The 21,330-nt window shown below is 65.8% G+C and carries 19 protein-coding genes and 1 pseudogene; 6 read left to right on the top strand and 14 right to left on the bottom strand.

The features are described from left to right. Positions 1-78: 78 nt before the first annotated feature. The gene (locus QX051_RS13560) at positions 79-1,659 is read left to right on the top strand and encodes a fatty acid--CoA ligase (protein WP_315776460.1); all 1,581 of its coding nucleotides are present in this window, start codon (positions 79-81) and stop codon (positions 1,657-1,659) included. Between the two features lie 181 nt (positions 1,660-1,840). On the opposite strand, the gene QX051_RS13555 is transcribed toward QX051_RS13560, so the two are convergent. Continuing rightward, positions 1,841-3,115, bottom strand: a complete 1,275-nt coding sequence (locus QX051_RS13555) for an acyl-CoA dehydrogenase family protein (protein WP_315776459.1) — start codon at positions 3,113-3,115, stop codon at positions 1,841-1,843. Between the two features lie 166 nt (positions 3,116-3,281). Between QX051_RS13555 and QX051_RS13550 the strand changes: the two genes are divergently transcribed. After that, positions 3,282-4,061, top strand: a complete 780-nt coding sequence (locus tag QX051_RS13550; RefSeq protein WP_315737258.1) for an enoyl-CoA hydratase-related protein — start codon at positions 3,282-3,284, stop codon at positions 4,059-4,061. A gap of 148 nt (positions 4,062-4,209) precedes the next feature. Here the strand turns inward: QX051_RS13550 and QX051_RS13545 are convergent, their stop codons facing one another. The 3 genes from QX051_RS13545 to QX051_RS13535 are packed head-to-tail and all read right to left on the bottom strand — an operon-like array spanning position 4,210 to position 6,376. After that, positions 4,210-4,596 (bottom strand): DUF6285 domain-containing protein, encoded by a 387-nt coding sequence (locus QX051_RS13545; protein WP_315776458.1) that lies wholly within the window; start codon positions 4,594-4,596, stop codon positions 4,210-4,212. Beyond that, positions 4,596-5,585 (bottom strand): phosphotransferase family protein, encoded by a 990-nt coding sequence (locus tag QX051_RS13540; protein WP_315776457.1) that lies wholly within the window; start codon positions 5,583-5,585, stop codon positions 4,596-4,598. Before QX051_RS13540 ends, QX051_RS13545 begins: the two co-directional genes overlap by 1 nt. Further along, on the bottom strand, positions 5,582-6,376 hold the full coding sequence (locus tag QX051_RS13535; RefSeq protein WP_315737255.1) for an enoyl-CoA hydratase/isomerase: 795 nt from the start codon (positions 6,374-6,376) through the stop codon (positions 5,582-5,584). Before QX051_RS13535 ends, QX051_RS13540 begins: the two co-directional genes overlap by 4 nt. A 178-nt stretch (positions 6,377-6,554) precedes the next feature. On the opposite strand from QX051_RS13535, the gene QX051_RS13530 reads away from it, so the two are divergent. After that, entirely contained in the window at positions 6,555-7,334 is a 780-nt protein-coding gene (locus QX051_RS13530) for an SDR family oxidoreductase (RefSeq protein WP_315737254.1), read from the top strand. A 165-nt stretch (positions 7,335-7,499) separates the two neighbouring features. Then, entirely contained in the window at positions 7,500-8,333 is an 834-nt protein-coding gene (locus tag QX051_RS13525) for an alpha/beta hydrolase (RefSeq protein WP_315757762.1), read from the top strand. Positions 8,334-8,410: 77 nt separating this feature from the next. Here the strand turns inward: QX051_RS13525 and QX051_RS13520 are convergent, their stop codons facing one another. Continuing rightward, positions 8,411-8,701: a hypothetical protein gene (locus tag QX051_RS13520; protein ID WP_315757763.1), complete on the bottom strand. Its 291-nt coding sequence runs from the start codon at positions 8,699-8,701 to the stop codon at positions 8,411-8,413. A 181-nt stretch (positions 8,702-8,882) separates the two neighbouring features. Here QX051_RS13520 and QX051_RS13515 point away from each other — a divergent pair, with 181 nt between their 5' ends. Beyond that, a complete protein-coding gene (locus QX051_RS13515; protein WP_315772482.1) occupies positions 8,883-9,494 on the top strand; it encodes a flavin reductase family protein in 612 nt (203 codons plus the stop codon). 26 nt (positions 9,495-9,520) lie between these two features. On the opposite strand, the gene QX051_RS13510 is transcribed toward QX051_RS13515, so the two are convergent. From QX051_RS13510 to yghU, 3 genes are all read right to left on the bottom strand, one after another. Then, complete coding sequence (locus QX051_RS13510) at positions 9,521-9,844, bottom strand: cytochrome c (protein WP_315776456.1); 324 nt, start codon at positions 9,842-9,844, stop codon at positions 9,521-9,523. An 11-nt stretch (positions 9,845-9,855) separates the two neighbouring features. After that, positions 9,856-11,055, bottom strand: a complete 1,200-nt coding sequence (locus QX051_RS13505; RefSeq protein WP_315776455.1) for a molybdopterin-dependent oxidoreductase — start codon at positions 11,053-11,055, stop codon at positions 9,856-9,858. 346 nt (positions 11,056-11,401) lie between these two features. Continuing rightward, positions 11,402-12,292 carry a glutathione-dependent disulfide-bond oxidoreductase gene (gene yghU, locus QX051_RS13500; protein WP_315776454.1) on the bottom strand — a complete coding sequence of 297 codons (891 nt, stop codon included), beginning with the start codon at positions 12,290-12,292 and terminating at the stop codon, positions 11,402-11,404. 179 nt (positions 12,293-12,471) lie between these two features. Between yghU and QX051_RS13495 the strand changes: the two genes are divergently transcribed. After that, positions 12,472-13,983 (top strand): acetyl-CoA acetyltransferase, encoded by a 1,512-nt coding sequence (locus QX051_RS13495; RefSeq protein ID WP_315776453.1) that lies wholly within the window; start codon positions 12,472-12,474, stop codon positions 13,981-13,983. 15 nt (positions 13,984-13,998) lie between these two features. On the opposite strand, the gene QX051_RS13490 is transcribed toward QX051_RS13495, so the two are convergent. From QX051_RS13490 to QX051_RS13465, 6 genes and pseudogenes are all read right to left on the bottom strand, one after another. Further along, positions 13,999-14,343 carry an antibiotic biosynthesis monooxygenase gene (locus QX051_RS13490; protein WP_315737246.1) on the bottom strand — a complete coding sequence of 115 codons (345 nt, stop codon included), beginning with the start codon at positions 14,341-14,343 and terminating at the stop codon, positions 13,999-14,001. Between the two features lie 113 nt (positions 14,344-14,456). Next, positions 14,457-15,563: a J domain-containing protein gene (locus tag QX051_RS13485; RefSeq protein WP_315776452.1), complete on the bottom strand. Its 1,107-nt coding sequence runs from the start codon at positions 15,561-15,563 to the stop codon at positions 14,457-14,459. Between the two features lie 39 nt (positions 15,564-15,602). After that, positions 15,603-16,568: an MBL fold metallo-hydrolase gene (locus QX051_RS13480; protein WP_315737244.1), complete on the bottom strand. Its 966-nt coding sequence runs from the start codon at positions 16,566-16,568 to the stop codon at positions 15,603-15,605. 350 nt (positions 16,569-16,918) lie between these two features. Next, positions 16,919-18,610, bottom strand: coding sequence for a methyl-accepting chemotaxis protein (locus tag QX051_RS13475; protein ID WP_315776451.1), 1,692 nt, complete (start codon positions 18,608-18,610; stop codon positions 16,919-16,921). A gap of 218 nt (positions 18,611-18,828) precedes the next feature. Then, a pseudogene (locus QX051_RS13470) lies at positions 18,829-19,485 on the bottom strand (methyl-accepting chemotaxis protein); the annotation flags it as partial. Between the two features lie 180 nt (positions 19,486-19,665). Next, entirely contained in the window at positions 19,666-21,222 is a 1,557-nt protein-coding gene (locus QX051_RS13465) for an ABC transporter substrate-binding protein (RefSeq protein ID WP_315776450.1), read from the bottom strand. Positions 21,223-21,330: the final 108 nt, after the last annotated feature.

Below are 21,330 nucleotides of genomic sequence, written 5' to 3'. Positions count from 1 at the left end.
TGCTTGCTCCGGCGCGATCCGGGGCGAGGACCACGACAAGACATCAAACAAAGAACAAGACGCAATCGGAGGGGAAACATGTCCGTCTCGACGGCATCGTCGACGCTCGTCGACGTCGTGCGCGACAGAGCGCAAACGCTGGGCTCCGCCACCGCCTATGAGTTCGAGGGGCGCATCACCAGCTTCGCCGCGTTCGACCGCAAGACCAACCAGGTCGCCAACGCGCTCCGGGCCCTCGGCCTCAAGCCGAATGAGCGGATCGCCTATTTCGGCAAGAACAGCGACGTCTATTTCGAGCTGCTGGTCGGCGCCATGAAGGCCAATGTCGTGATGGCACCGGTCAACTGGCGGCTCGCCGGACCCGAGGTCGCCTTCATCGTCGAGGACTGCAAGGCCCCTGCACTGTTCGTCGGACCGGAATTCACTACGATGATCCGCAACATCCGCGACCAGATCCCGAGCGTGCGGCACATCATCACCACCGAGGGCGGCGCGCCGGAATGGCAGGACTACACGGCTTGGCGCGACGCGCAGAGCGCGGATGATCCGGGCGTTCCGATCACGCCGCAGGACATCGCGCTGCAGCTCTACACCTCCGGCACCACCGGCAAGCCGAAAGGCGCGATGCTGTCGCACGCCAACTTCCTCAACCTCGTCAACGCCGGCAATCCCGAGGAGAAACCGGACTGGAACAAATGGTCGACCGAGGACGTCTCGCTGATCGCGATGCCGATCTTCCACATCGGCGGCTCCGGCTGGGGCCTGATGAGCCTCTATCACGGCGCCCGCGGCGTCATCGCGCGCGAGTTCGATCCGACGAAGATCCTCGACTTCTTCGAGCAGTCCGGCATCACCAAGCTGTTCATGGTGCCCGCCGCGATGCAGTTCGTCGTGCGGCAACCGCGGGCGCGCGAGGTGGATTTCTCGCGCCTCAAATACATGCTCTATGGCGCCTCGCCGATCCCGGCGGCGCTGCTGAAGGAGTGCATCGAGGTCTTCAAATGCGGCTTCGTGCAGATGTATGGCATGACCGAGACCACCGGCACCATCATCGCGCTGCCGCCCGAGGACCATGTCGAGGGACTGGAGCGCATGCGCTCCGCCGGCAAGCCGTTGCCCGGCGTCGAGGTCGCGATCATCGATCCCCTCGGCAATCCGCTGGGGCCGCGGCAGGTCGGCGAGATCGCGACGCGCTCGGGCTCCAACATGACCGGCTACTGGAACCTGCCGGAGGCGACCGCACGCACGCTCGGCAAGGACGGCTGGCTGCGCACGGGTGATGCCGGCTACATGGACGAGGACGGCTACGTCTACATTCACGACCGCATCAAGGACATGATCATCTCCGGCGGCGAGAACATCTATCCGGCCGAGGTCGAGAGCGCGATCTGCGATCATCCCGATGTCGCCGAGGCCGCGGTGATCGGGATTCCCGACGACAAATGGGGCGAGGCCGTCAAGGCGATCGTCGTGATGAAGCCTGGCACGCGCGCCACCGAGATCGACATCATCAATTTCACCCGCACGCGCATCGCCGGTTTCAAGACGCCGAAGAGCGTCGACTTCCTCGACGCCCTGCCGCGCAACCCCTCCGGCAAGATCCTGCGAAGGAATCTGCGCGACCCCTATTGGGCGGGCAAGGATCGGCAGGTCAATTGAGTGCACGCACCGCCATCCTGGATCGCTTCGCTTGCGCTCGCGATGACGCCGTGGAGAGAGTGCGCGCTCCCTCTCCGCCGTCATTGCGAGGCGCCTTGCGCCGAAGCAATCCAGGGCTCCGGAGACGACGCTCGATTGCATCAATTGCGCTTGCGACAGGGCCCTGCCGCTCAACAGCGTGTCACCGCTTGTTCACCCCCATGTAGCCGAACAGGAAGCCGGCGACCTTCCGCATCTGGATCTCCTCGCTGCCCTCGGTGATGCGGTAGCGGCGGTGGTGGCGGTAGATGTGCTCGAACGGCTTGTGGCGCGAATAGCCCATGCCGCCATGGACCTGGATGGCGCGGTCGGCCGCCTCGCAGCACAGACGGTTAGCCCAGTAGTTGCACATCGAGACCTTGTCCGAGAGTGTGTGCTCGACCTGGGCCTGGGTGAGCCGGTCCATCTCCCAGGCCGTCTTGCGGATCAGCAGCCGCAGCATCTCGGCCTGGGTCGCCAGCTCGACCAGCGGCCACTGAATCGCCTGGTTCTCGGCCAGCGCCTTGCCGAACGGCTTGCGCTCACGCGCGTAATTCACACTCTCATTGATGCAGTAGACGGCCGCGCCGAGCGAGCTCGCCGCCTGGCGGATGCGGTTCTCATGGACGAAGCATTGCGCCAGCGACAGCCCGCGCCCGACCTCGCCGAACTGCGCATCCTCCGGCACGAACACGTCGGTGAAGCTGACGCGCGGATGATCGGTCGGCATGTTGAAGGTCCAGAGATACTCCTCGACCTTCACACCCTCGGTCTTGGCCGGCACCAGAAAGCAGGTGATGCCGCGCGCGTCACCATCATTGCCCGAGGTGCGCGCGAACAGTGCACAGTGGGTGGCGACGTGCATGCCCGTCGTCCACATCTTCTCGCCGTTGATCAGCCAGCCCTTGATGTTGTCGCGGGTGGCCGGAACGGCCTTGGTTTCCATGTGGGTCGCGTCCGAGCCGTGATGCGGCTCGGTGAGACCGAACGTGATGCGGTACTTGCCGGTGATCGAGCCGTCGATCATCGCCTTCTGGTCGTCGCGGCCGTACCGGTCGAGCATGGTGACGATCGGCAGATTGCCGACGATCGAGTGCTCGTTCTGCAGGTCGTTGTGCAGGCCGAGGCCCTTGGAGGCGAAATGCTCGCGGATCACGGCCATCCAGAGGTTGGACCCGTCCTTGCCGCCATAGCGCTTCGGAATTGCAAAGCGCAGATGGCCGGCCGCATCGGCACGATCCTTGGCCTTGCGCAGCAGTTGCTCCCATTCATGCCGCGGCAGGCCGCCATTCTCGAAATCGGTGCGCGCCCATTCGCGGCGATGATCGAAGAAGCGGATGTTGTCGTCGGCCTGCTCCAGCGGCTTGATCTCGGCGGCGATGAAGCGATCGAGCTCGTCGAGATAGGCGACCAATTCCTTCGGCAAGGAAAAATCCACGGCGTGTCTCCCAGTGTGTTTCGTTGTTGTTGTTGATCCTGGTCGGCGCGACCTCCCGTCGCGTGCTTGTGGCGCGCAGCGCCGTTGCGTATTTGGATGACTGCAACACCTGCGCAGGCGCTAAGCTGATGCGCGACAGCCAATCAGAAGACAGGAGGAACAGCCGATGGAGCTGAAGTTTTCGAGAGTGACGCGCAAGGGGCCGATCACGATCGTCACCCTGGCGCGCCCCGAGGTCTACAACGCCCTGCACATCGAGGCGCATCATGAACTCGAGCGCGTGTTCGACGCCTTCGCCGCCGATCCCGAGCAGTGGGTCGCGATCGTCACCGGTGAGGGCGACAAAGCGTTCTGCGCCGGCAACGACCTGAAATGGCAGGCGGCCGGCGGCGCGCGCGGTTGGGGTAAGAGCGGCTTCGCGGGGCTCACCTCCCGCTTCGATTGCGACAAGCCGATCATCGCCGCCGTCAACGGCGTCGCAATGGGCGGCGGCTTCGAGATCGCGCTCGCCTGCGACCTGATCATCGCCTCCGAGAATGCGACCTTCGCGTTGCCCGAGCCGCGCGTCGGCCTCGCCGCGCTCGCCGGCGGCCTGCAGCGGCTGCCGCGCCAGATCGGCATGAAGCGCGCGATGGGCATGATCCTCACCGGTCGACATGTCGGCGCCCGCGAAGGCCATGAGCTCGGCTTCGTCAATGAGGTGGTGCCGCAAGGCGAGGCGCTGGCGGCGGCGGAGCGATGGGCCGAGACGATCGCCAAGAACTCGCCGATGTCGATCCGCGCCTCCAAGCAGGCGATCGAGAAGGGCCTTGCGGTCTCGCTGGAGCAGGCCATCACCGAGCAGCGCGACTACCCGGCGGTGCAGGCGATGATCCATTCGCAGGACTACATCGAGGGACCGAAGGCGTTCTCGGAGAAGCGGCCGCCGAGGTGGCTCGGGCGGTGAGTTATCCGATACTTCGCATGCTCTGGGCCTGATCGCGCCGGGTTGTCTCCGCTCCGTCATGGCCGGGCTTGACCCGGCCATCCACGTCTCGCAGCAGACTCGTGAAGAGATGGATGCCCGGGTCAAGCCCGGGCATGACGCCGGTGGGTTAGGAGCCATCGGTGCTCCTCCCAGCTTCGCGCTTGTAGGACGCGTAGTTCGGCTGATCGACGGCGAGCTTGGCGAGAGTGGTCCGCCAGAGGTGCTGCTTCAGGCCCGGTGTCTGGAGACCAACGGCGCCGCTGGCGATCTGAGCCGCGAGCGCTCGATTGAGTTCGAGTAGATCACCATCCTGTCCCAGCAATTCTCTCAACCGCGCATGCTCCGCCTCATCTGCCGCAGCCGCCTGTGTGAGCTGTCGCACCACGAGATCGAGCGCGTTGATGCCCACGCGCAGCTTGAACGCCTGGTGCCCCGAGATCAGCGGCGCGATGTCGTTGCGCAGGAAGTCGGCGACGGATTGCACCAGCTCGGTCGGCGTCGGCTCGTCCTGCATCAGCCCTCTCCCCTCGGCGCAAGCAATCGCAACAGATCGATCTCGGTCTCCGACGCGCGGCGGCCGATCATGGCGCGCTCCATCGAATGGTCGGGACCGATGCGAAAACGCTGCATCATGCCGCAGCACATCACGCCCCAGCGCAGCGTGCCCATGACCTCCCAGAACTTCACTCTATCAGCGTCGACCTTGCGGCCCCCGCCCTCGTAGCCCGCGAACAGCTCCTCACGCGATCCGAAGCCGCCGACCGGCTTGTCGATCTCGCCGAAGCGCCAGGAGTTGACGCAGATCCAGCCGAGATCCTCCATGGGATCGCCGAGATGGGCGAGCTCCCAGTCGAGCACGGCGCGCACGCCATCGCGGCCGATGATGAGATTGCCATTGCGGAAATCACCGTGCACCAGCGTGATCTCGGCCGGGGGACCGGGATCGTTCTGCGACAGCCAGCGCAGGGCCAGATCGAACACCGGGCGCGGCCAGTCGAAGCTTTGATATTCCCGTGCGAGCTCCGCGATCTCCTTGGTCGCGGTCATCCCGCGCAACGCGGGCAGCGTCTCGCGTCGAATCCCGTGGATGCCGGCGGCGATGCCGCCCAGCTGGCGCGCGAGGCGCGGCCTCGCCTCGGCGAATTCGGCATCACGCAGGATCTTGCGCGCGATGGTCTCGCCCTCGACGCGGCGCATGATGAAACCGGCGCCGAGATCGTCCTCCGGCCGCAGCACGTGCAGGACCTCGGGCGACGGCACGCCGGCGGCATAAGCGAGCCGCATCAGCGCCGCCTCGTTGTCGAGCCCGGCGGCACGCCCGGGCGCGGCGCCGTAGCCTTTCGGCGAGCGACGCAGAATGGCGCCGACCTCACCGACGGGATGGACGATGTCGAAGCGCCATGTCTCCTGGCTGGCGCCGCCGGAGAGTCTTGCGGCGCCGCTCACACCGGTCGCCCCCGGCATGAACGAGGCGACGCAGCGGGACAGCTCGGTCTCGATCATTGGCCCTTGAACTTGGCCGGGCGCTTTTCGAGGAACGCGGTGACGCCTTCCTTGAAATCCGAAGTGCTGCCTGCGACGCGCTGCGACTGAAATTCCGCGTTGAGCTGCTCCTCGAAAGAGTTCTCCGGGCTGTCCCAATACAGCTGGCGGATCTGCGCCAGCGCCACCGTCGGCCCGTTGGCGAGCTCGTGCGCGAGCTTCATCGTCTCCTCCTTCAGGACCGCATCGTCATAGACGCGGTTGACGAGGCCCCATTGCAGCGCCGTCTCGGCCGGCAGCTTCTCGCCCAGCAGCGACAGCTCGATCGCGCGGGCCTTGCCGACGAGGCGCGGCAACAGCCAGGTCGAGCCGCAATCAGGCACCAGTCCGATGCGGCGGAAGGCCTGCAGAAAGTAGGCGGACTTCGCGCACAGGATCATGTCGCCCATCAGCGCGAAGCTCATGCCGGCGCCGGCGGCCGGGCCATTCACCGAGGTCACGATCGGGCAATGCAGATTGCGCAAGCGGCGCAGGAACGGATGGAAGGCGGTCTCGAGCGCGGCGCCGGCATTGCTGCGGCCGGGCTTGGCCTGCGCATTGCGGCCCTGCAGGTTGGCGCCGGTGCAGAACGCGCGGCCGGCGCCCGTCACGACGAGGCAGCGCACCGCAGCCTTCTTCTCCTCGATCTCGTCGAGCGCTTCGGCCAACCCGCCGAGCATGTCGATCGAGACCGCATTCATCACCTCCTGATGGTCGAGCGTGAGGATGGCGACGGGCCCGTCGAAATCGAGCGTGACGTGCTTGTACTGCATGGTTTCCTCTCAAGAGCTTTTCGGTCGCTGCATTCTTCGCGGCGGAAATTCGAAGCGCAGCCCGGTTCGGTCAGCATATTTGATTTTTGCGCTTCGCTTGTCCATGGTTGCATCATCCAAATAACCGAAGCGACGCGCAGCGCGCTCACATCATCACGGAAACGCCCGAGAGAACCCCATGACCATGTTCGACCTCACCGGCCGTGTGGCCGTCGTCACCGGCGGTAATGGAGGCATAGGCCTCGGTATTGCCCAGGCACTTGCGTCCAGTGGCTGTAACGTCTCGATCTGGGGCCGCAACGCCGAGAAGAACAAGGCTGCGGCGGCGTCGATGGCCGCCGGGCCCGGCAAGGTCGACACCCGTATCTGCGACGTGACCAGCGCCGCTTCCGTCAACGAGGCGATGAAGGCCACGCTCGACACGTTCGGTCGGGTCGACGGCTGCTTTGCCAATGCCGGCATCGGCGGCGGTGGCCGCAAGCCGTTCATCGAGCGCAGCGAGGAGGAATGGCGCACGATGTTCGCAACCAATCTCGACGGCGTGTTCCATGCGTTTCAGGCTGCCGCGAGGCACATGACCGCGCGCGCCGAAGCCGGTGACGCGTTCGGCCGGCTGGTTGCCACCTCGAGCCTGGCCTCGCTGTTCGGCACCGCGCGCAACGAGCATTATGCAGGGACCAAAGCCGCGCTGAATGCGCTGTGCCGCGCGCTCGCGGTGGAGCTGGCGCGCTATGGTGTCACCGCGAATGCCATCCTGCCCGGCTGGATCAAGAGCGACATGACCGCGGGCATCATGGGCAACGAGAAGTTCGTCGCCAACGTCATGCCGCGTATCCCGGTGCGCCGCTTCGGCGAGCCGTCGGATTTCGGCGGCATCGCCGTCTACCTCATGAGCAAGGCGTCGTCCTATCACACCGCCGACTGCTTCGTGATCGACGGCGGCTATACCGCATTCTGATCCCTCGCAGCGGGTGGTGAGCCGGTGCGCCGGCTCACCAGACGGGGATCGTTCCGTGCTGCGCTCCAAGATTTCCGAAATTTAATCCGCCTCTGGCTGCCACGCCCCCGTGACGCCGGCGTTGTCACCCATCACATAACGGAGAGAATTCCCAGGAAGGATGCCATGAAGCGCGGTGTGACGGTTTTGGCCTGTGTGTCTGCCCTGGCTGTGGCCGGCTACTTTGCGATGGCAAAGTGGGGCATCCAGCACGAGAGCCGCGAGTTCTTCGATGCTGCGCGGCAGCGGTCGATCAATGTCGATGTCGCGGTGCGCAAGGACTACGAGATGAAGGCCAATGCCGGGCTGTGGCGGCTGCCCGTGGCCATCATCAGCAACGGCAACACGGTCAAGAACACCGAGTACTCGTTCCTCGCGAACGTGTTCGCCGCGCGCGGCTACCTCGTCGCCAGCGTCCAGCAGGACCTGCCGACCGATCCGCCGCTCGTCACCAAGGTCGGGATGCCATATGTCGGCCGGCTCGACGTCTACCAGAAGGGCGAGGCCAACATCCTCTGCGTGCTGAACGAGATGAAGAAGCGTCATCCGAATGCCGACTACGATCACCTGACCCTGGTCGGCCACTCCAATGGCGGCGACACCGCGATGTATTTCGCCAAGGAGCATCCGAACATCGTCTCGCAGGTGGTGACGCTCGACAACCTGCGCGTGCCTTTCGTCATCAGGGACAAGCTAAAGATCCTGTCGTTCCGCTCGGATGATCCGCAGTTCAAGACCGACCCCGGCGTGGTGCCGACGCATGTCGACAAGAAGAGCGGCATCGACATCATCAAGACCGAGTTCCAGCACACCTGGATGAGCGACCGTGGCCCCTACACGGCGCGGGAACGGATCCAGGCGACGCTCGACAAATATCTCGGCGGCGATGCGACGAGCGAGCTGGCCCCGGCAGATACCGACAATCTGATCGTGACCAACGGGGCAGCCGCCCTTCCCTGATCTGGCAATCAGCGCGACGGCACGACCGGCGAAATGCGAAGGGCGGCCGCGCAATCGCGCAGCCGCCATCGCAGACGTCAGTCCTGCGGTTTCTTGGCCGGCGGGCCGCTCTTGTTCCCCGGCATGCCCTTGATGTTCGACGGGTCCTGCGCGCTGACGTCCGGATTATGGCGGTTGATCGTGGACGAGCCCACCGTGCCGCTTCCCGTCTCAGTGCCCGGTCCGTTCTTGTTGCCCGGCGCGCCCTGGATGCCTGCTCCGGAATTCTGCGCACTCGGCGGCGGCGCGGTCTGTGGGCTGCCCTGCGCCAGCGCGGACGTGGCCGAGACGACGAATGCGCAAGCAATCAGACTGATCATTGGTTTCATGGCGCGACCTCCATTTGTCGTTGCCGTGCTGTCCGAACGTAGCGCTGGCGGAGCCGTTCCCGGGAACATCGAATTTCCGCGAAGACGGCGCTGATGTGCGCAACCCCTGCCCGCTTTATTGGCTTCCGCATCGCGTCACAGCCCACTACGGTCGGGGAACCGACGCACCAGAGGCCTCTAGATGGAATACCTCTCCACCGATCTCAGCCCGCGCGAGCGCTACAAGATTCTGACCTCCTTCGTGCTGCCGCGGCCGATCGCCTGGGTGACGACGAGAAGCGAGACCGGGATCGTCAACGCCGCGCCATTCTCGTTCTTCAACGTGCTCGGCGAGGACCCGCCGCTGTGCGTGTTCGCGATCAACCTGCGGCCCGATGGGCGGGTCAAGGACACCCTCGTCAACATCCGCCGCGGCGGCGAGTTCGTCGTCCACATCACCGACGAGCCGCTGGCGCAGGCGATGCACGAGACCGGCGGCGACTTTCCACCTGAGATCGGCGAGCCGGATCACCTCGGGCTCAAGCTTACACCGTCGCGGATGATCGGCGTTCCGCGGTTGGCGGAGGCACCGTTCGCGATGGAGTGCAAGACCTGGCAGCTCATCGACGTCAATGGCGATCGCGTGCTGGTGCTCGGCGAAGGCCTCGCTTTCCACATCCGCGACGAATTGTGGGACACCGAAAAGATGCGGGTCGAGATGGAGCTGTTCCATCCTGTCGGGCGCATGTTCGCCGACCGCTATTGCCGCACCAATGACCGGATGGATTTCCCGCCGGCGAAGGGCGCCGCCTGAGCGTTCCCGGCCGCCGGCACGGGCAGTCAGTAGGTCGCGGCGAGATAGTCGACGATCTTGCCGACATCGGCCGCGTCGATCGGGGCGCCATAGACCTTGATCATCTTGGTGACTTCGGCCTGCCAGAACTCCTTCCTGTTCTGCATCGGCGGCTGGGTCTTGATGTAGTCGGAGGAGTGACAGGCCGTGCAATTGCCCTGCACGACGGCGAGATCGGGCCCCGGCTTGAAGGCCGCCGTCTCCTGCGGAACCTGATAGTTGACCGGGGCTGCCGTGAGCGAGGTGGGGCGGCCCGCCAGGCAGCCAAGTCCGACGGCCAGCGTGGCGATGAGGAAAGACGTCCGACGCATGGTGATGCTCCTCAGGCCGCCGTGACGCGGACGGTTTCGACGACATTGCGCAGATAGCCGGCCGGATTCCAGCGCGGCGTCTCCGGCTGGGTCTCGCCGGAATTGCTCGTGGCACGCACCTTGAGATCGTGGGACCCCGCGGCAAGCTTCACCGGCAGCTTCCACTCGCGGAAGGAATATTTTCCGAGATCCTTGCCGAGCTTGGCGTCGGTCCAGGTTTTTCCGCCGTCGGTCGAGACCGCGACCTGCTTGATTCCCGTTCCGCCGTCGAATGCGAGGCCGCGCAGCATTGCCCTGCCCGCCTTGAGCTTTGCGCCGTCGGCCAGGCTGGTGATGAACGAGCGGACCGTGAAGCGGTTGATCGGGATCGTCGCTTTCGGCGTGGTTCCGGGCTCGACGGCATTGTTCGGCGTGTCCGGAATTCGATAGGCCGATTTCATCCAGAAGCCGTCAAAGACGTTGTCGATGACAGTGATCTCGTTGAGGTGCTTGACCCAGTAGGTGCCGTAGTAGCCGGGCACGATCAGGCGCAGCGGAAAGCCGTTCAGGAACGGCAGATCCTCGCCGTTCATGCCGTAGGCCAGCATCACCTCGCCATCCATGGCGTGATCGAGGTCGAGCGCCTTGACGAAATCCGGCGTCTTGTCGATCACCGGGCCGTCCATGCCGCCGAAGGTGACCTGCCTGGCGCCGGCCTGAACACCCGCCATGTCGAGCACGGTCTTGAGCGGCACGCCACGCCAGCGCGCATTGCCCATGGCGCCATTGCCAAGCTGGCCGCCTGCGACGCGCGGCTCGAAGAAGCCGCGGCTGTTGCCGGAGCATTGGTTGACGGCGACGATCTCGGTCGCCTTCATCTTGCGGATGTCCTTGAGCGACAGCTTGAGCGGCTTGTCGACCTTTCCCTTGATCGCGAGCGTGAACTTGTCCGGATCGAGATCGTAAGGCAGGCCCGCCAGATGATAGCGGACGAAGAAGGCATTGTTCGGCGTGATCACGCCGTCATTGAACACCCCGAATGGCGTTTCGAGTTGCGGCGGCCGGCTGGTCAGACCGATCATCGGTCGCTTCTGCGGATATTTCACCAGCGGGCGCTCGCCATTGGCGAAGGGCAACGTCACCGTCTCCTCGGCCAGCGCACGGGTCGTGCCGAAGCTGCCCAGCAAAGCAGCCATCCCCGCTCCCTTGAGCAGATCACGTCTGTCGATCATGCAACTCCCTCCGGAGTGGTCGTTTTGAACCCGCGGTCATCACCGCCGGCTCTCATCGAAATCTGGCGGCATGCACGGCCGCTGCGAATTGATCGTTGCACATTCTCTCACTGCGAGAAAAGCCGTGAACGTCCGCAATCATGGCATCGCAGCGCGGCAACGGACGAGACTTCGCACGTGCAACAAGAGCAATCGTGCATCGAACCGCAGGGCGGGCAAGCGGGGCCGTCAGGCGGCGCGTGCCCACCGACGGCGCCGGCGAGGGACGACGTTGGGCACGGCTCACTCCACAGTCGTTGCACGCCGCGATGAGCTCGCCGCGCCTTTGTGCACCCTACACGCGCAACTACGTGCCCTGCCCGATCTTGTCCTGTGTCTTCTTGTCCTGTGTCTTGGTGTCGAAGTCGCTGGCGTCGTGGCGCTCGTGGAGCTGGCTCTTTGGATCGCCGGAGACGCGGTTGACCATGCGGCCGCGCTTCACAGGGGTGCGCTGCGCGATCTGCTCGGTCCAGCGCTGAACATTCCTGTAGTCCTGCACCGAGAGGAACTCGCCGCCTTCGTAGAGCAGGCCCTTGGCGAGCGCGCCGTACCACGGCCACACCGCGATGTCGGCGATGGTGTAGTCGGGGCCGGCGAGATACTCGCTTTCGGCGAGACGGCGGTCGAGTACGTCGAGCTGGCGCTTCACCTCCATCGCGAAGCGGTCGATGGCATACTCGATCTTGGTCGGCGCATAGGCATAGAAGTGGCCGAAGCCGCCGCCGAGATAGGGCGCAGCTCCCATCTGCCAGAACAGCCAGGACAGGCATTCGGCGCGCTTGGCCGGCTCGGTCGGCAGGAAGGCGCCGAACTTCTCGGCCAGATACACCAGGATCGCGCCGGACTCGAATACGCGGATCGGTTCGGTCCCGCTGCGATCCAGCAGCGCCGGGATCTTGGAATTGGGATTGATGGCGACGAAGCCCGAACCGAACTGATCGCCCTCGCCGATCCGGATCAGCCAGGCGTCGTATTCGGCGCCGCTGTGGCCGAGCGCCAGCAGCTCCTCGAGCATCACTGTGACCTTCACACCGTTGGGCGTTCCCAGAGAATAAAGCTGCAAGGGATGACGGCCGACAGGCAATTCCTTCTCGTGCGTCGGACCTGCGATCGGCCGGTTGATGTTGGCGAAGCGGCCGCCGCTGGCCTTGTTCCAGGTCCAGACCTTGGGCGGCACATAGCTGTTCTGTTCAGACACGGCAGACTCCGGCGTGAGCGTCAGGAGCGAGCGTTTTAGGCGCATCTGCCGTGAAGCGGAAGCCATGCTGCGCGCGGGCGCCATCAGCATTTTCTGCATTGCGCGGTCGAACCTGCGATGACAGAACGGAGACAAGACAACAATGACGGTCCGTCACGGGCCGGCTCTTGGAAACGCCGATGACTGCAAGTAACCTGCCCCCCGACCGCATTCCCGTGATCGTCGGCGTGGGCGAGATCGTCGATCGTCCCAAGGATATCGGCGACGGTCTCGAGCCGCTGACGCTGCTCGAACAGGCGATCCGCCGTGCGGAAAATGACGCGGGCGCCAAGCTCATCCACGACATCGGCTCGCTCGACGTCGTCAACTTCCTGAGCTGGCGCTACCGCGATCCCGAGCAGCTTCTCGCGCAGCGGCTCGGCGTGACGCCGGCGCACTGCCACTATGGTCCGGTCGGCGGCGAGAGCCCGATCCGCTTTCTGCACGAGGCCGCCTTGCGCATCGCGCGCGGCGAATGCGAGGTCGCGGTGGTCTGCGGCGCCGAGGCGCAATCGACCGCGACCAAGGCCGAACGCGCCGGCGTACCCCTGCGGTGGACGCCGTTCGCCCACGACGTCGAGGAGCCGAAGCGCGGCGCCGCGTTCCAGAAGCCGCTGGCGGTGAAGCTCGGCGTATTCCGCCCGGTCTCGGTCTATCCGTTCTACGAGGTCGCGAGCGCGGCCAAATGGGGCCAGACGCCGCGGCAGGCGCTCGCGGAATCCGGCGAGCTGTGGTCGCGCTTTTCCGCGGTCGCCGCCTACAATCCCAACGCCTGGCTGAAGCGGCACTTCGCGCCCGAGGAGATCACGACTCCGTCGGCCGACAACCGCCCGATCGCCTGGCCCTACACCAAGCTGATGGTCGCCAATCCCATGGTCAACATGGGCGCGGCGCTGATCCTGACCAGCTTGGCCAAGGCGCGTGCGGCGGGCATTGCCGACAGCCGCATGATCTATCCGCTCGGTGGCGCAGCGGCGGAGGATCCGCGCGACTACCTCACGCGCGATCAGTTCGCCGAGAGTCATCCGCAGAACGCCGTGTTGCGGGCAGCAATGAACTTCGTCGGCGGCAACGGCGCGGCGTTCGACGTCATCGAGCTCTACAGCTGCTTTCCCTGCGTGCCGAAGATGGCACGGCGGATCCTCGGCCTCGGCGCCGACGTGGAGCCGACCGTCACCGGCGGGCTGACCTTCTTCGGCGCGCCGCTCAACACCTACATGACGCATGCCGCCTGCGCGATGGTGCGGCGGCTGCGCGGCGGCGCCAGGCGCGGCCTGCTGTACGGCCAGGGCGGCTTCGTCACCAAGCATCATGCGCTGGCGATCTCGCGCGAGCCGCCGTCGTCCCTGTCACAGGAGGTGAGCGTGCAGGCCGAGGCCGATCGGCATCGCGTCGCCGCGCCGGCGTTCGTCAGCGAAGCCGGCGGCGGCGGCCGGGTCGAAAGCTTCACCGCGCTGTTTGATCGCAACGGCGAGGTCGAGCATGGCATTGCGATGCTGCGCACCGAGCAGGACACGCGCACGTTGGCGCGCGTTCCGGCGCAGGACGCAGCCACGCTGGCGCGGCTGATGGATCAGGACAGGACGCCGGTCGGCGCGCTCGGCACGATCACGATGGCCGCCGATGGTGTGCCGGAGTGGCGGACGAATTAGTTCGCTTCCGTCGCCTCACACCTCCCGGGCGTCACGCTGCCAGCGCGCATAGGCCGTGTCCCAATCAGGATCAGGATCGCTGTCCGCCACGAAGCCGAGCGTCCTGCCGCCGCCGAGGTCGCGGAAGCCGATCATGGCGCGGCGGTGCGCGCCGCTTCTGACATAGGCGCGCATGCTGGCTTCGTCGGTCCAGACCGTCAGCGTATGATAGATGCCATTCACCGGACGAAGCTCGACGCGCAGATTCCCGGGAGCCGCACGCGCCTGGCGGACGGCGCGCAACGTGTGCCACCAGAATCGCGCCAGCCGATTGAGGCCGCGATGCGGGCGGAAGCCGGTGACGGAAACGTAAACGCTCATGGCGCGCTCCTGGATCGCAGACCGCCGCGCAATGGAACGGTCGCGCCGACGGGTGTGAGCACAACGCTGCTCGCCGTCTCCCGGATGTCGGAGCGCAGATCACGGTCCGGCGCTCAGCGCCCGCTACGCCTGGGCTTCGCGTCGGCAGGCACCGTGCCCGTGGTCTCCGCCGCCGCCGGAGGCGCGCTGTTGTCGCCGGCCAATTGCCGGTCGCGCCTGCGCGCGAGGGCCTCATCCCGCCGTGCGGCCGCGATCGCCAATTCCGGATCCAGCTTGAGGGCCTGGTTGAAGTCGGCGAGCGCGCGGTCGTAGCGCCCCTTCGCCAGCCACACCGCGCCACGGTCGCTGTACATTCCGGCATCGCTGAAGCCCATGCGCACGGCGTGGTCGAGATCGACGAGGGCCTCGTCAAGATCGCCCTTGCGCTGATGCGCGAGGCCACGATCGTGAAACAGCACCGGGTCGTTCGGATCCAGCCGGATCGCCCGCTCAAAATCGCCAAGCGCGCGGTCGATGCGGCCCATGCGGACCAGATCCCTGGCGCGATAGCGATAGAGATCGGCATTGCGGGGCGCGAGCCGGATCGCTTCGTCGAAATCAGCGACAGCGCGCTCGAGATCGCCCTGCCGGCTGCGGTCCATCCCCCGCTTCAGGAAGGATGCGGCGGTCGTCGGTGCAGCCGGGACGACCTGCTCTGCGGCTCTCGGCTCTGCCGGCGGAGACAGCGCGGGGGCCTCCGCCTCCGGAGGCGGCACCGGCAGCACGGCTCCGGTCGCGTCTTGGACGGCAGGCGCCGGGACGGTCTCACCTGCGACCTTGCGCTGCGGCCCCGATCGGGCCTGCGGCGACGGTGTCACGATCGAGCGCGTCGCCGGACTGCTCATCCAATCACCGGCGGAGGGCAAGAGCAGAATCTCGAGGCCGATCAGGATCGCGCTGAGCACGGCGGTCGCCGCGGTGAACTGCAGGATGGCGTCCCAGCGTTCGCGGCGGACGCGGTCGCGCTCAGAAGCAAGATGGGCGTCGTATTCGGCGCGCAGGTCAGGGTCGCGCAGCACGTTGTAGGCGACGATGATCAACTTGAGCTGATGCTCCGACGCCGGATCGGCGCCGCCCCGGAGGTCGGGATGGTGCGCCTTGGCGGCCTGGCGAAACGCCCGCTTGATCGTGTCGAGATCGGCCCGCGGCGATACGCCGAGCACCTCATAATGCGTCGTCATGGCGCGATCCCGAGCCTCTCTTCCGAGGCCGGTTCGGGATCACGCGGGGAGCAGGTCGAGCGCATAATGGGCGCCATCGCGGGTGAGCCGACCGAACGCGGCCCACGGAAAATGAGATCCACAAACCAACATCTTTTCTGCAACGATACGATCGAGCAATCTGCGCCGGCTGACCTCGGCAGCCGCGCCGTCCTGGTCATAGGCGCCGTGCCATTCGGGATGGCGCAGGCACAACGCCGGCACATAGGCGGTGTCGCCCGAGATCATCAGTTGCTCCGCTCCGGAGCTGAGATGAAACGCGGTGTGCCCCGGCGTATGACCGGGGACGCTGACGAAGCGGATGCCGGGCACCACCTCGTCCTCGCCCTCGACCGGCAGCACGTTCTTCCAGCCCGGGATCACGCTCTGGATGCGGCGCGCCAGCGACTGCCGCCACGGCGGCAGCCGGCTGGTCAGAGATGCATCGGTCCAGAATTTGTATTCGGCCGCAGCCACGATGATCTCGGCGGAGGGAAACACCGGCGCGTTGGTGTCCTCGCCGAGCAGTCCGAAAATATGATCGGGATGGAAGTGCGAGATCAGGATGGTGTCGATGTCCTCCGGGCGAATGCCGGCTGCTTTCAGATTGTCCAGCAGGCGGCCCGAAATGAAGATCGAGTCGGAATTGTAGCCCTGGACCTGACCGCCGCCGCCGGCATCGCACAGCACGGTCTTGCCCTTCAGCCGCACCACGAAGGTGGAGATCGGGACCGGGACGAAGGCGGGGCTCAGACCCGCAGCGCGCAGTGCTTCCTTCACGTCGCTGATGCTGGCATTGTCGATGAAGCCGGCCTCGTGCGGCTTTTCCCATACACCGTCGTAGAGGGCGATCACCTCCGCCTCGCCGATCGTGATCCGGCGATAGCCGTGCGCGGGATCCTCAGTGCGGCGGCGCGGCTTGGCGGCAACCACGGCAAGCCCCGCATCGAGACCCAAGGCGACCGCGGCCGTCGCGGCCGTTAGCACCAGGGTCCTGCGCGAAGGTCTGCTCGCAATCACATTGCCTGCCACTAAATGTACCGCTGGTTGAATAAATATCTAACACAAGTTAATCTCTGCACCTTAGCGGGATTATGGCGCCACAACGGCCTTTCTGGCCGGGGCGTCAGGTGTGGGGAGTCTGCAACGGTGGGGGATGATCCGGTCGAGCGGGGCGCCGCCTGACGAACGGCGCACGCATGAGCGTCCACGTCGACGTGGTTCGCCGCGGCGTCATCGGCTGTGCCCGCGGCTATCGGTCGGGGCTGTGTCGTTCGACTATCGGACGCGACAGCGGGCAATCTCGGCCGCTGTCGCCGGCTTCGTCATGTCGCGGATCAGGCGGCGCGAACCGATTGCAGGAAGCGGCCGACCTCCTGCTTGAGACGCTCGCTATCACCGGAGAGCTGGCGCGCGGCGCTGAGCACCTGCCCCGAGGTGTCGCCGGTCTCGCTGGCGCCGCGCTGGACGTTGGTGATGTTGGCGGACACCTGCTGTGTACCCGCGGCGGCGTGCTGGATGTTGCGCGAGATCTCGGCGGTCGCTGCGCCCTGCTCCTCGACCGCGGCCGCCACCGTCGCGGCGATCTCCGACAGCCGCTCGATCGTCGTCGAGATCTCCCTGATGGCGCCGACCGACTCCTGCGTGGCCCCCTGGATGCCGGAAATCTGTTGGCCGATCTCGCCGGTCGCCTTTGCAGTCTGCTCGGCCAGCGCCTTGACCTCGGAGGCGACGACGGCAAAGCCGCGGCCAGCCTCGCCCGCCCGCGCGGCCTCGATGGTGGCATTGAGCGCCAGCAGATTGGTCTGCCCGGCGATCGTGTTGATCAGCTCGACGACGTCGCCAATGCGGGTCGCCGCCTTCGACAGCTCGCCGACACGATCATTGGTGCGGCGTGCCTGCTCGACCGCATCGGAAGCGATGCGCGCGGACTCCTGCACCTGGCGGCTGATCTCACGGACCGACGAGGTGAGCTCCTCGGTCGCCGACGCGACGGCCTGAACATTGGCCGACGCCTCTTCGGAGGCCGCGGCAACGGTGGTGGAAAGCTCCTGCCCCCGCACGGCGGTGCTCGACAGCGAGTTGGCCGAGCTCTCGAGCTCGCTGGAGGCCGAGGACACCGTATTGACGATGTTGCCGATGGCGCCTTCGAAACCGTTGGCGAGCTCCGACATCTCCCGCTTGCGCGCGGCGGCTGCGCGCCGCTCCTGCTCTCCGAGCTCCCTGTCGTTGAACCGCACCATCGTCTGAACGGTCTGCAGGTTACGCAAGGCGCGGCCGATCTCGTCGTCGCGCTCGATGCGCATGCGGGTGTCGAGCGTGCCCTGGGTGATGCTCTCCATCGTCTCGTTCAGATGATCGAGCGGCGCCACGATCACGTTCATCGTACGCAGCCCAACCAGACCACACAGCACGACACCAGCGGCAGCAATCGCCACGGCGGTCATTCCGACGAGCCCGCCCTCCCCGAACGAGATGACGCCAAGCACGAGCAGGAACAGCGTCTGCAATCCGACCAGCGTTCGCAGCCTTGCCGCGATCGTGCCGGTGAACATCGAGAGATGGTCGAACACCGAGCGGCGGCGGACGATGCCGTCGTCGATCTTGTAACCATGTGGCCGCTTTTCGCGGATCGCCGCATAGACCTGCTCGGCCTCCGCGCGCTGGTCGGCGGGCAGCTTGGTGCGCACCGAGGTGTAGCCGACGACTTGGCCGTCTTTGCAAATCGGCGACGCCGTCGCCAGCACCCAGTAATAGTCGCCGTTCTTGCGGCGGTTCTTGACCGCGCCGACCCAGGGTCGGCCGGCCTTGAGCGTGGTCCAGAGATTGTCGAAGGCTTCAGGCGGCATGTCGGGATGACGCACGATGTTGTGCGGCTGCCCCATCAGCTCGGCTTCGGTGAAGCCGGCCGCGTCGACAAAATCCTGGTTGAAGAAGGTCAGCTTGCCCTTCGTGTCGGTCTTGGACACGATCAGCGTGTCATCCGTGATCGGATACTCGACGTTGGTGACCGGCAAATTCTTACGCATGGCGAGTCTTTCGAGCCATGCCGGCATCGGCATGGCTAATTTTGCTGCAAACGATGCGTCCATTGTCGCAGTCGCCGATTAACCTAAGATAAAGTGCCGCAACCGTTGAAATACGGATCGCTGGACCCCATTCATGGGCGGTTGCCGTTGTCCGGCGGGCAAAGCAAAGGGCGCAGCTTGCGCAGCCGCGCCCTCCTATCATCGGCGGCCGCGCGCACTCAGGCGGCGCGGACAGTCTCCAGGAATTGGCTGACTCCGGCCTTCGACCGGTTGCTGTCGGACGACAGCGCCTGCGCGGCGGACAACACCTCGGACGAGGCGGAGCCGGTTTCATTGGCGCCGCCCTGCACCTCGATGATGTTGGACCAGACGTCCTTGGTGCCCTGCGAGGCGTGCTGGACGTTGCGGGAGATCTCCTGCGTCGCCGCCCCCTACTCCTCGACCGCAGCAGCGATGGTCGAGGCGATCTCCGAGAGCCACTCGATGGTGCCGGAAATCTCCTTGATGGCGCCGACCGATTCCTGGGGCGCGCTCCGGATGCCGGAAATCTGCTGACCGATCTCGCCGGTCGCCTTCGAGGTCTGCCCGGCCTGCGCCTTGACCTCGGTGGCAACCACCGCGAAGCCGCGGCCGGCTTCGCCGGCGCGCGCCGCTTCGATGGTGGCCTTGAGCACCAGCACGTTGGCCTAGCCGGCGATGGTGTTGATCAGTTCGACGACGTCGCCGATCCGCGCGGCGGCCCTGGACAGCTCGCTCACCTGGTCGTTTGTCCGCCGCGCCCGGTTGACGGGCTCGCTCGCGATGCGGGCCGATTCCGGCACCTGGCGGCTGATCTCGGTCACCGAGGAGGACAGCTCCTCGGTGGCCGACGCGACCAGGAAACGTCCGACCTCGCGCCTGAGGGGGTGTCGCCCGACGGCATCTGCAGCCGATGGCCGAAGAAATCGCCGACAGCATCTCGATGATTGCGAGCTGCTGCATCTCGCGCTTGCGATGCGGCCGCCATGGGCCGCACATGCTGGCGCTCGCTCCCCCTTTTTAGCCCGCGCCGCGGGTCACTCCAGCTCGATCGCCTGATAGGCGCCGGTCTCGTCGAGCGCCGTGCCCCAGATCTTGTGCGAGGCCTGATGTTCGGCGGGGCCGAAGTTGAGCAAGGCTCCAAGACCGAGATCGATGTTACGCATCGACTCGAGGGTATCGATCAACCGCTCGGTATCGAGCTGCGGACCGGCCTTCTTCAGGGCTTGAATCAGGATGCTCGCCTCGATGTAGCCCTCGAGCGAGGTGTAGTCCGGCGGCTCGCCGGGGAAATGCTTCGCCAGCGCGGCCTTGTAGTCGAGCACCACGCTCGAATAGCCGGAGACGGCGGGAACGGTCTGGGTCACGATGACCCCGGAGGCGTATCGCGAACCAAGCAGCATGAGCTCGTTGGCAAGCGCCGATGCACCGACCGCCGACACATTGACGAAGACGACGCCGGGAAGCGCGTCGCGCGCCTTTTCGATGAACTTCGCTGCCGCGCGCGAAGTCGCGACCATGATGACCGCACGGACGGGCACCTTCTGTGCCTTGAGCTGGTTGATCGCGGGCTCCACATCCACGGTGTTGCGGGTGTAGTTGACGCGCAGGATCGCAGCGTCGCTGAGGCCCAGGACGCGAAATGCCTTCGCCACGCCGGCAAAGCCTGCATCCCCGAACGAATCATCCTGCGCGAACAGCGCGATCTGGCGCGGCGGCACTCGGCGCAGCTTCACCAGGTAACGGACCAGCGCATCGGCTTCTTCCGAATAGCTCGGGCGATAGTTGAAGACGTAGCGGTCCGGCGGATCGTGGCGCGAGACGTTCGCACCGGTGTAGGGGCTGAAGAACAGCATCCGGCGCTCGAGCGAATATGGAATTGCAACGGCCGCGGTCACGGTCCCGAAACTGCCGACGAAGCCGAACACGCGCTCCTTCTCGTAGAGCTGCTTCATGGCATCGAGCGTGCGGTTCGGATCATAGCCGTCATCGGCGACGGCGAGCTTGAGCATCCGGCCATTGACCCCGCCGGCGTCGTTGGCATGGTTGAAGGCGGCTTCGATACCGACCTTGAGCAGACGTCCTGATTCCTTGTTCGCGCCCGACAGCGGCAAGACGCTGCCGAACGTGATGTCACGCTCCGTGACGCCGCGAACCGATGGAGCAGGCACAGCACTCGTCGCGCCAGCCGCAGCGACCGGGAGCGTCGCATCCGGCGGCGCGCCGGCCGCCGTTGCGGGTGCGCCGATCGATCGCTCGATGTCTCCGAGCTGGAGCTCGGCCCGTCGGCAGTCCTGGCGGCCACTCGCCACGGCCGCGCGACCGTCGGCGATGAAGCGGTCGAACTGGCGCGTCAGCTCGTTTCGATCGCCGTCGTTGTTCGAGGCCTCCCGGATGACGGCCTGGAACTTGCCGATGATGGCTTGGATACGCGGCCGAGGGATATCGCTGCAGGCAAGGGCCCCCCCGATGACGGGACCGATCCTGCCACTGAGGTCGCGCACGACGGCGAGGTTGTCGCCGGGCGCTGCATGGATCGATGTAGTGAACATGAGGGCGAGGATGATCGCCGAGGAATTCGCGAACGATCGCATCCGGCTTACCACCTCGTGGCGGGGCCGGAAGTCAAGAAAGGTGATCATGGCGGAGCTTCAAACTCGTTGAGACACGTTGGTTGGATCGCTGATTTAGCTGATGAGATT

It is taken from the genome of Bradyrhizobium sp. SZCCHNR1053 (assembly GCF_032381235.1).
Lineage (GTDB): Bacteria > Pseudomonadota > Alphaproteobacteria > Rhizobiales > Xanthobacteraceae > Bradyrhizobium.
The sequence above is the reverse complement of the archived record's forward strand: the minus strand, read 5'-3'. Positions and strand labels throughout refer to the sequence as shown.

Excerpts from the sequence above, each read along its gene's own strand:
- QX051_RS13560 (WP_315776460.1), top strand. The coding sequence starts at position 79 with ATGTCCGTCTCGACGGCATCGTCGACGCTCGTCGACGTCGTGCGCGAC.
- QX051_RS13550 (WP_315737258.1), top strand. The coding sequence starts at position 3,282 with ATGGAGCTGAAGTTTTCGAGAGTGACGCGCAAGGGGCCGATCACGATC.
- QX051_RS13545 (WP_315776458.1), bottom strand. The coding sequence starts at position 4,596 with ATGCAGGACGAGCCGACGCCGACCGAGCTGGTGCAATCCGTCGCCGAC.
- QX051_RS13540 (WP_315776457.1), bottom strand. The coding sequence starts at position 5,585 with ATGATCGAGACCGAGCTGTCCCGCTGCGTCGCCTCGTTCATGCCGGGG.
- QX051_RS13535 (WP_315737255.1), bottom strand. The coding sequence starts at position 6,376 with ATGCAGTACAAGCACGTCACGCTCGATTTCGACGGGCCCGTCGCCATC.
- QX051_RS13530 (WP_315737254.1), top strand. The coding sequence starts at position 6,555 with ATGACCATGTTCGACCTCACCGGCCGTGTGGCCGTCGTCACCGGCGGT.
- QX051_RS13525 (WP_315757762.1), top strand. The coding sequence starts at position 7,500 with ATGAAGCGCGGTGTGACGGTTTTGGCCTGTGTGTCTGCCCTGGCTGTG.
- QX051_RS13520 (WP_315757763.1), bottom strand. The coding sequence starts at position 8,701 with ATGAAACCAATGATCAGTCTGATTGCTTGCGCATTCGTCGTCTCGGCC.
- QX051_RS13515 (WP_315772482.1), top strand. The coding sequence starts at position 8,883 with ATGGAATACCTCTCCACCGATCTCAGCCCGCGCGAGCGCTACAAGATT.
- QX051_RS13510 (WP_315776456.1), bottom strand. The coding sequence starts at position 9,844 with ATGCGTCGGACGTCTTTCCTCATCGCCACGCTGGCCGTCGGACTTGGC.
- QX051_RS13505 (WP_315776455.1), bottom strand. The coding sequence starts at position 11,055 with ATGATCGACAGACGTGATCTGCTCAAGGGAGCGGGGATGGCTGCTTTG.
- QX051_RS13495 (WP_315776453.1), top strand. The coding sequence starts at position 12,472 with ATGACTGCAAGTAACCTGCCCCCCGACCGCATTCCCGTGATCGTCGGC.
- QX051_RS13490 (WP_315737246.1), bottom strand. The coding sequence starts at position 14,343 with ATGAGCGTTTACGTTTCCGTCACCGGCTTCCGCCCGCATCGCGGCCTC.
- QX051_RS13485 (WP_315776452.1), bottom strand. The coding sequence starts at position 15,563 with ATGACGACGCATTATGAGGTGCTCGGCGTATCGCCGCGGGCCGATCTC.
- QX051_RS13475 (WP_315776451.1), bottom strand. The coding sequence starts at position 18,610 with ATGCGTAAGAATTTGCCGGTCACCAACGTCGAGTATCCGATCACGGAT.
- QX051_RS13465 (WP_315776450.1), bottom strand. The coding sequence starts at position 21,222 with ATGCGATCGTTCGCGAATTCCTCGGCGATCATCCTCGCCCTCATGTTC.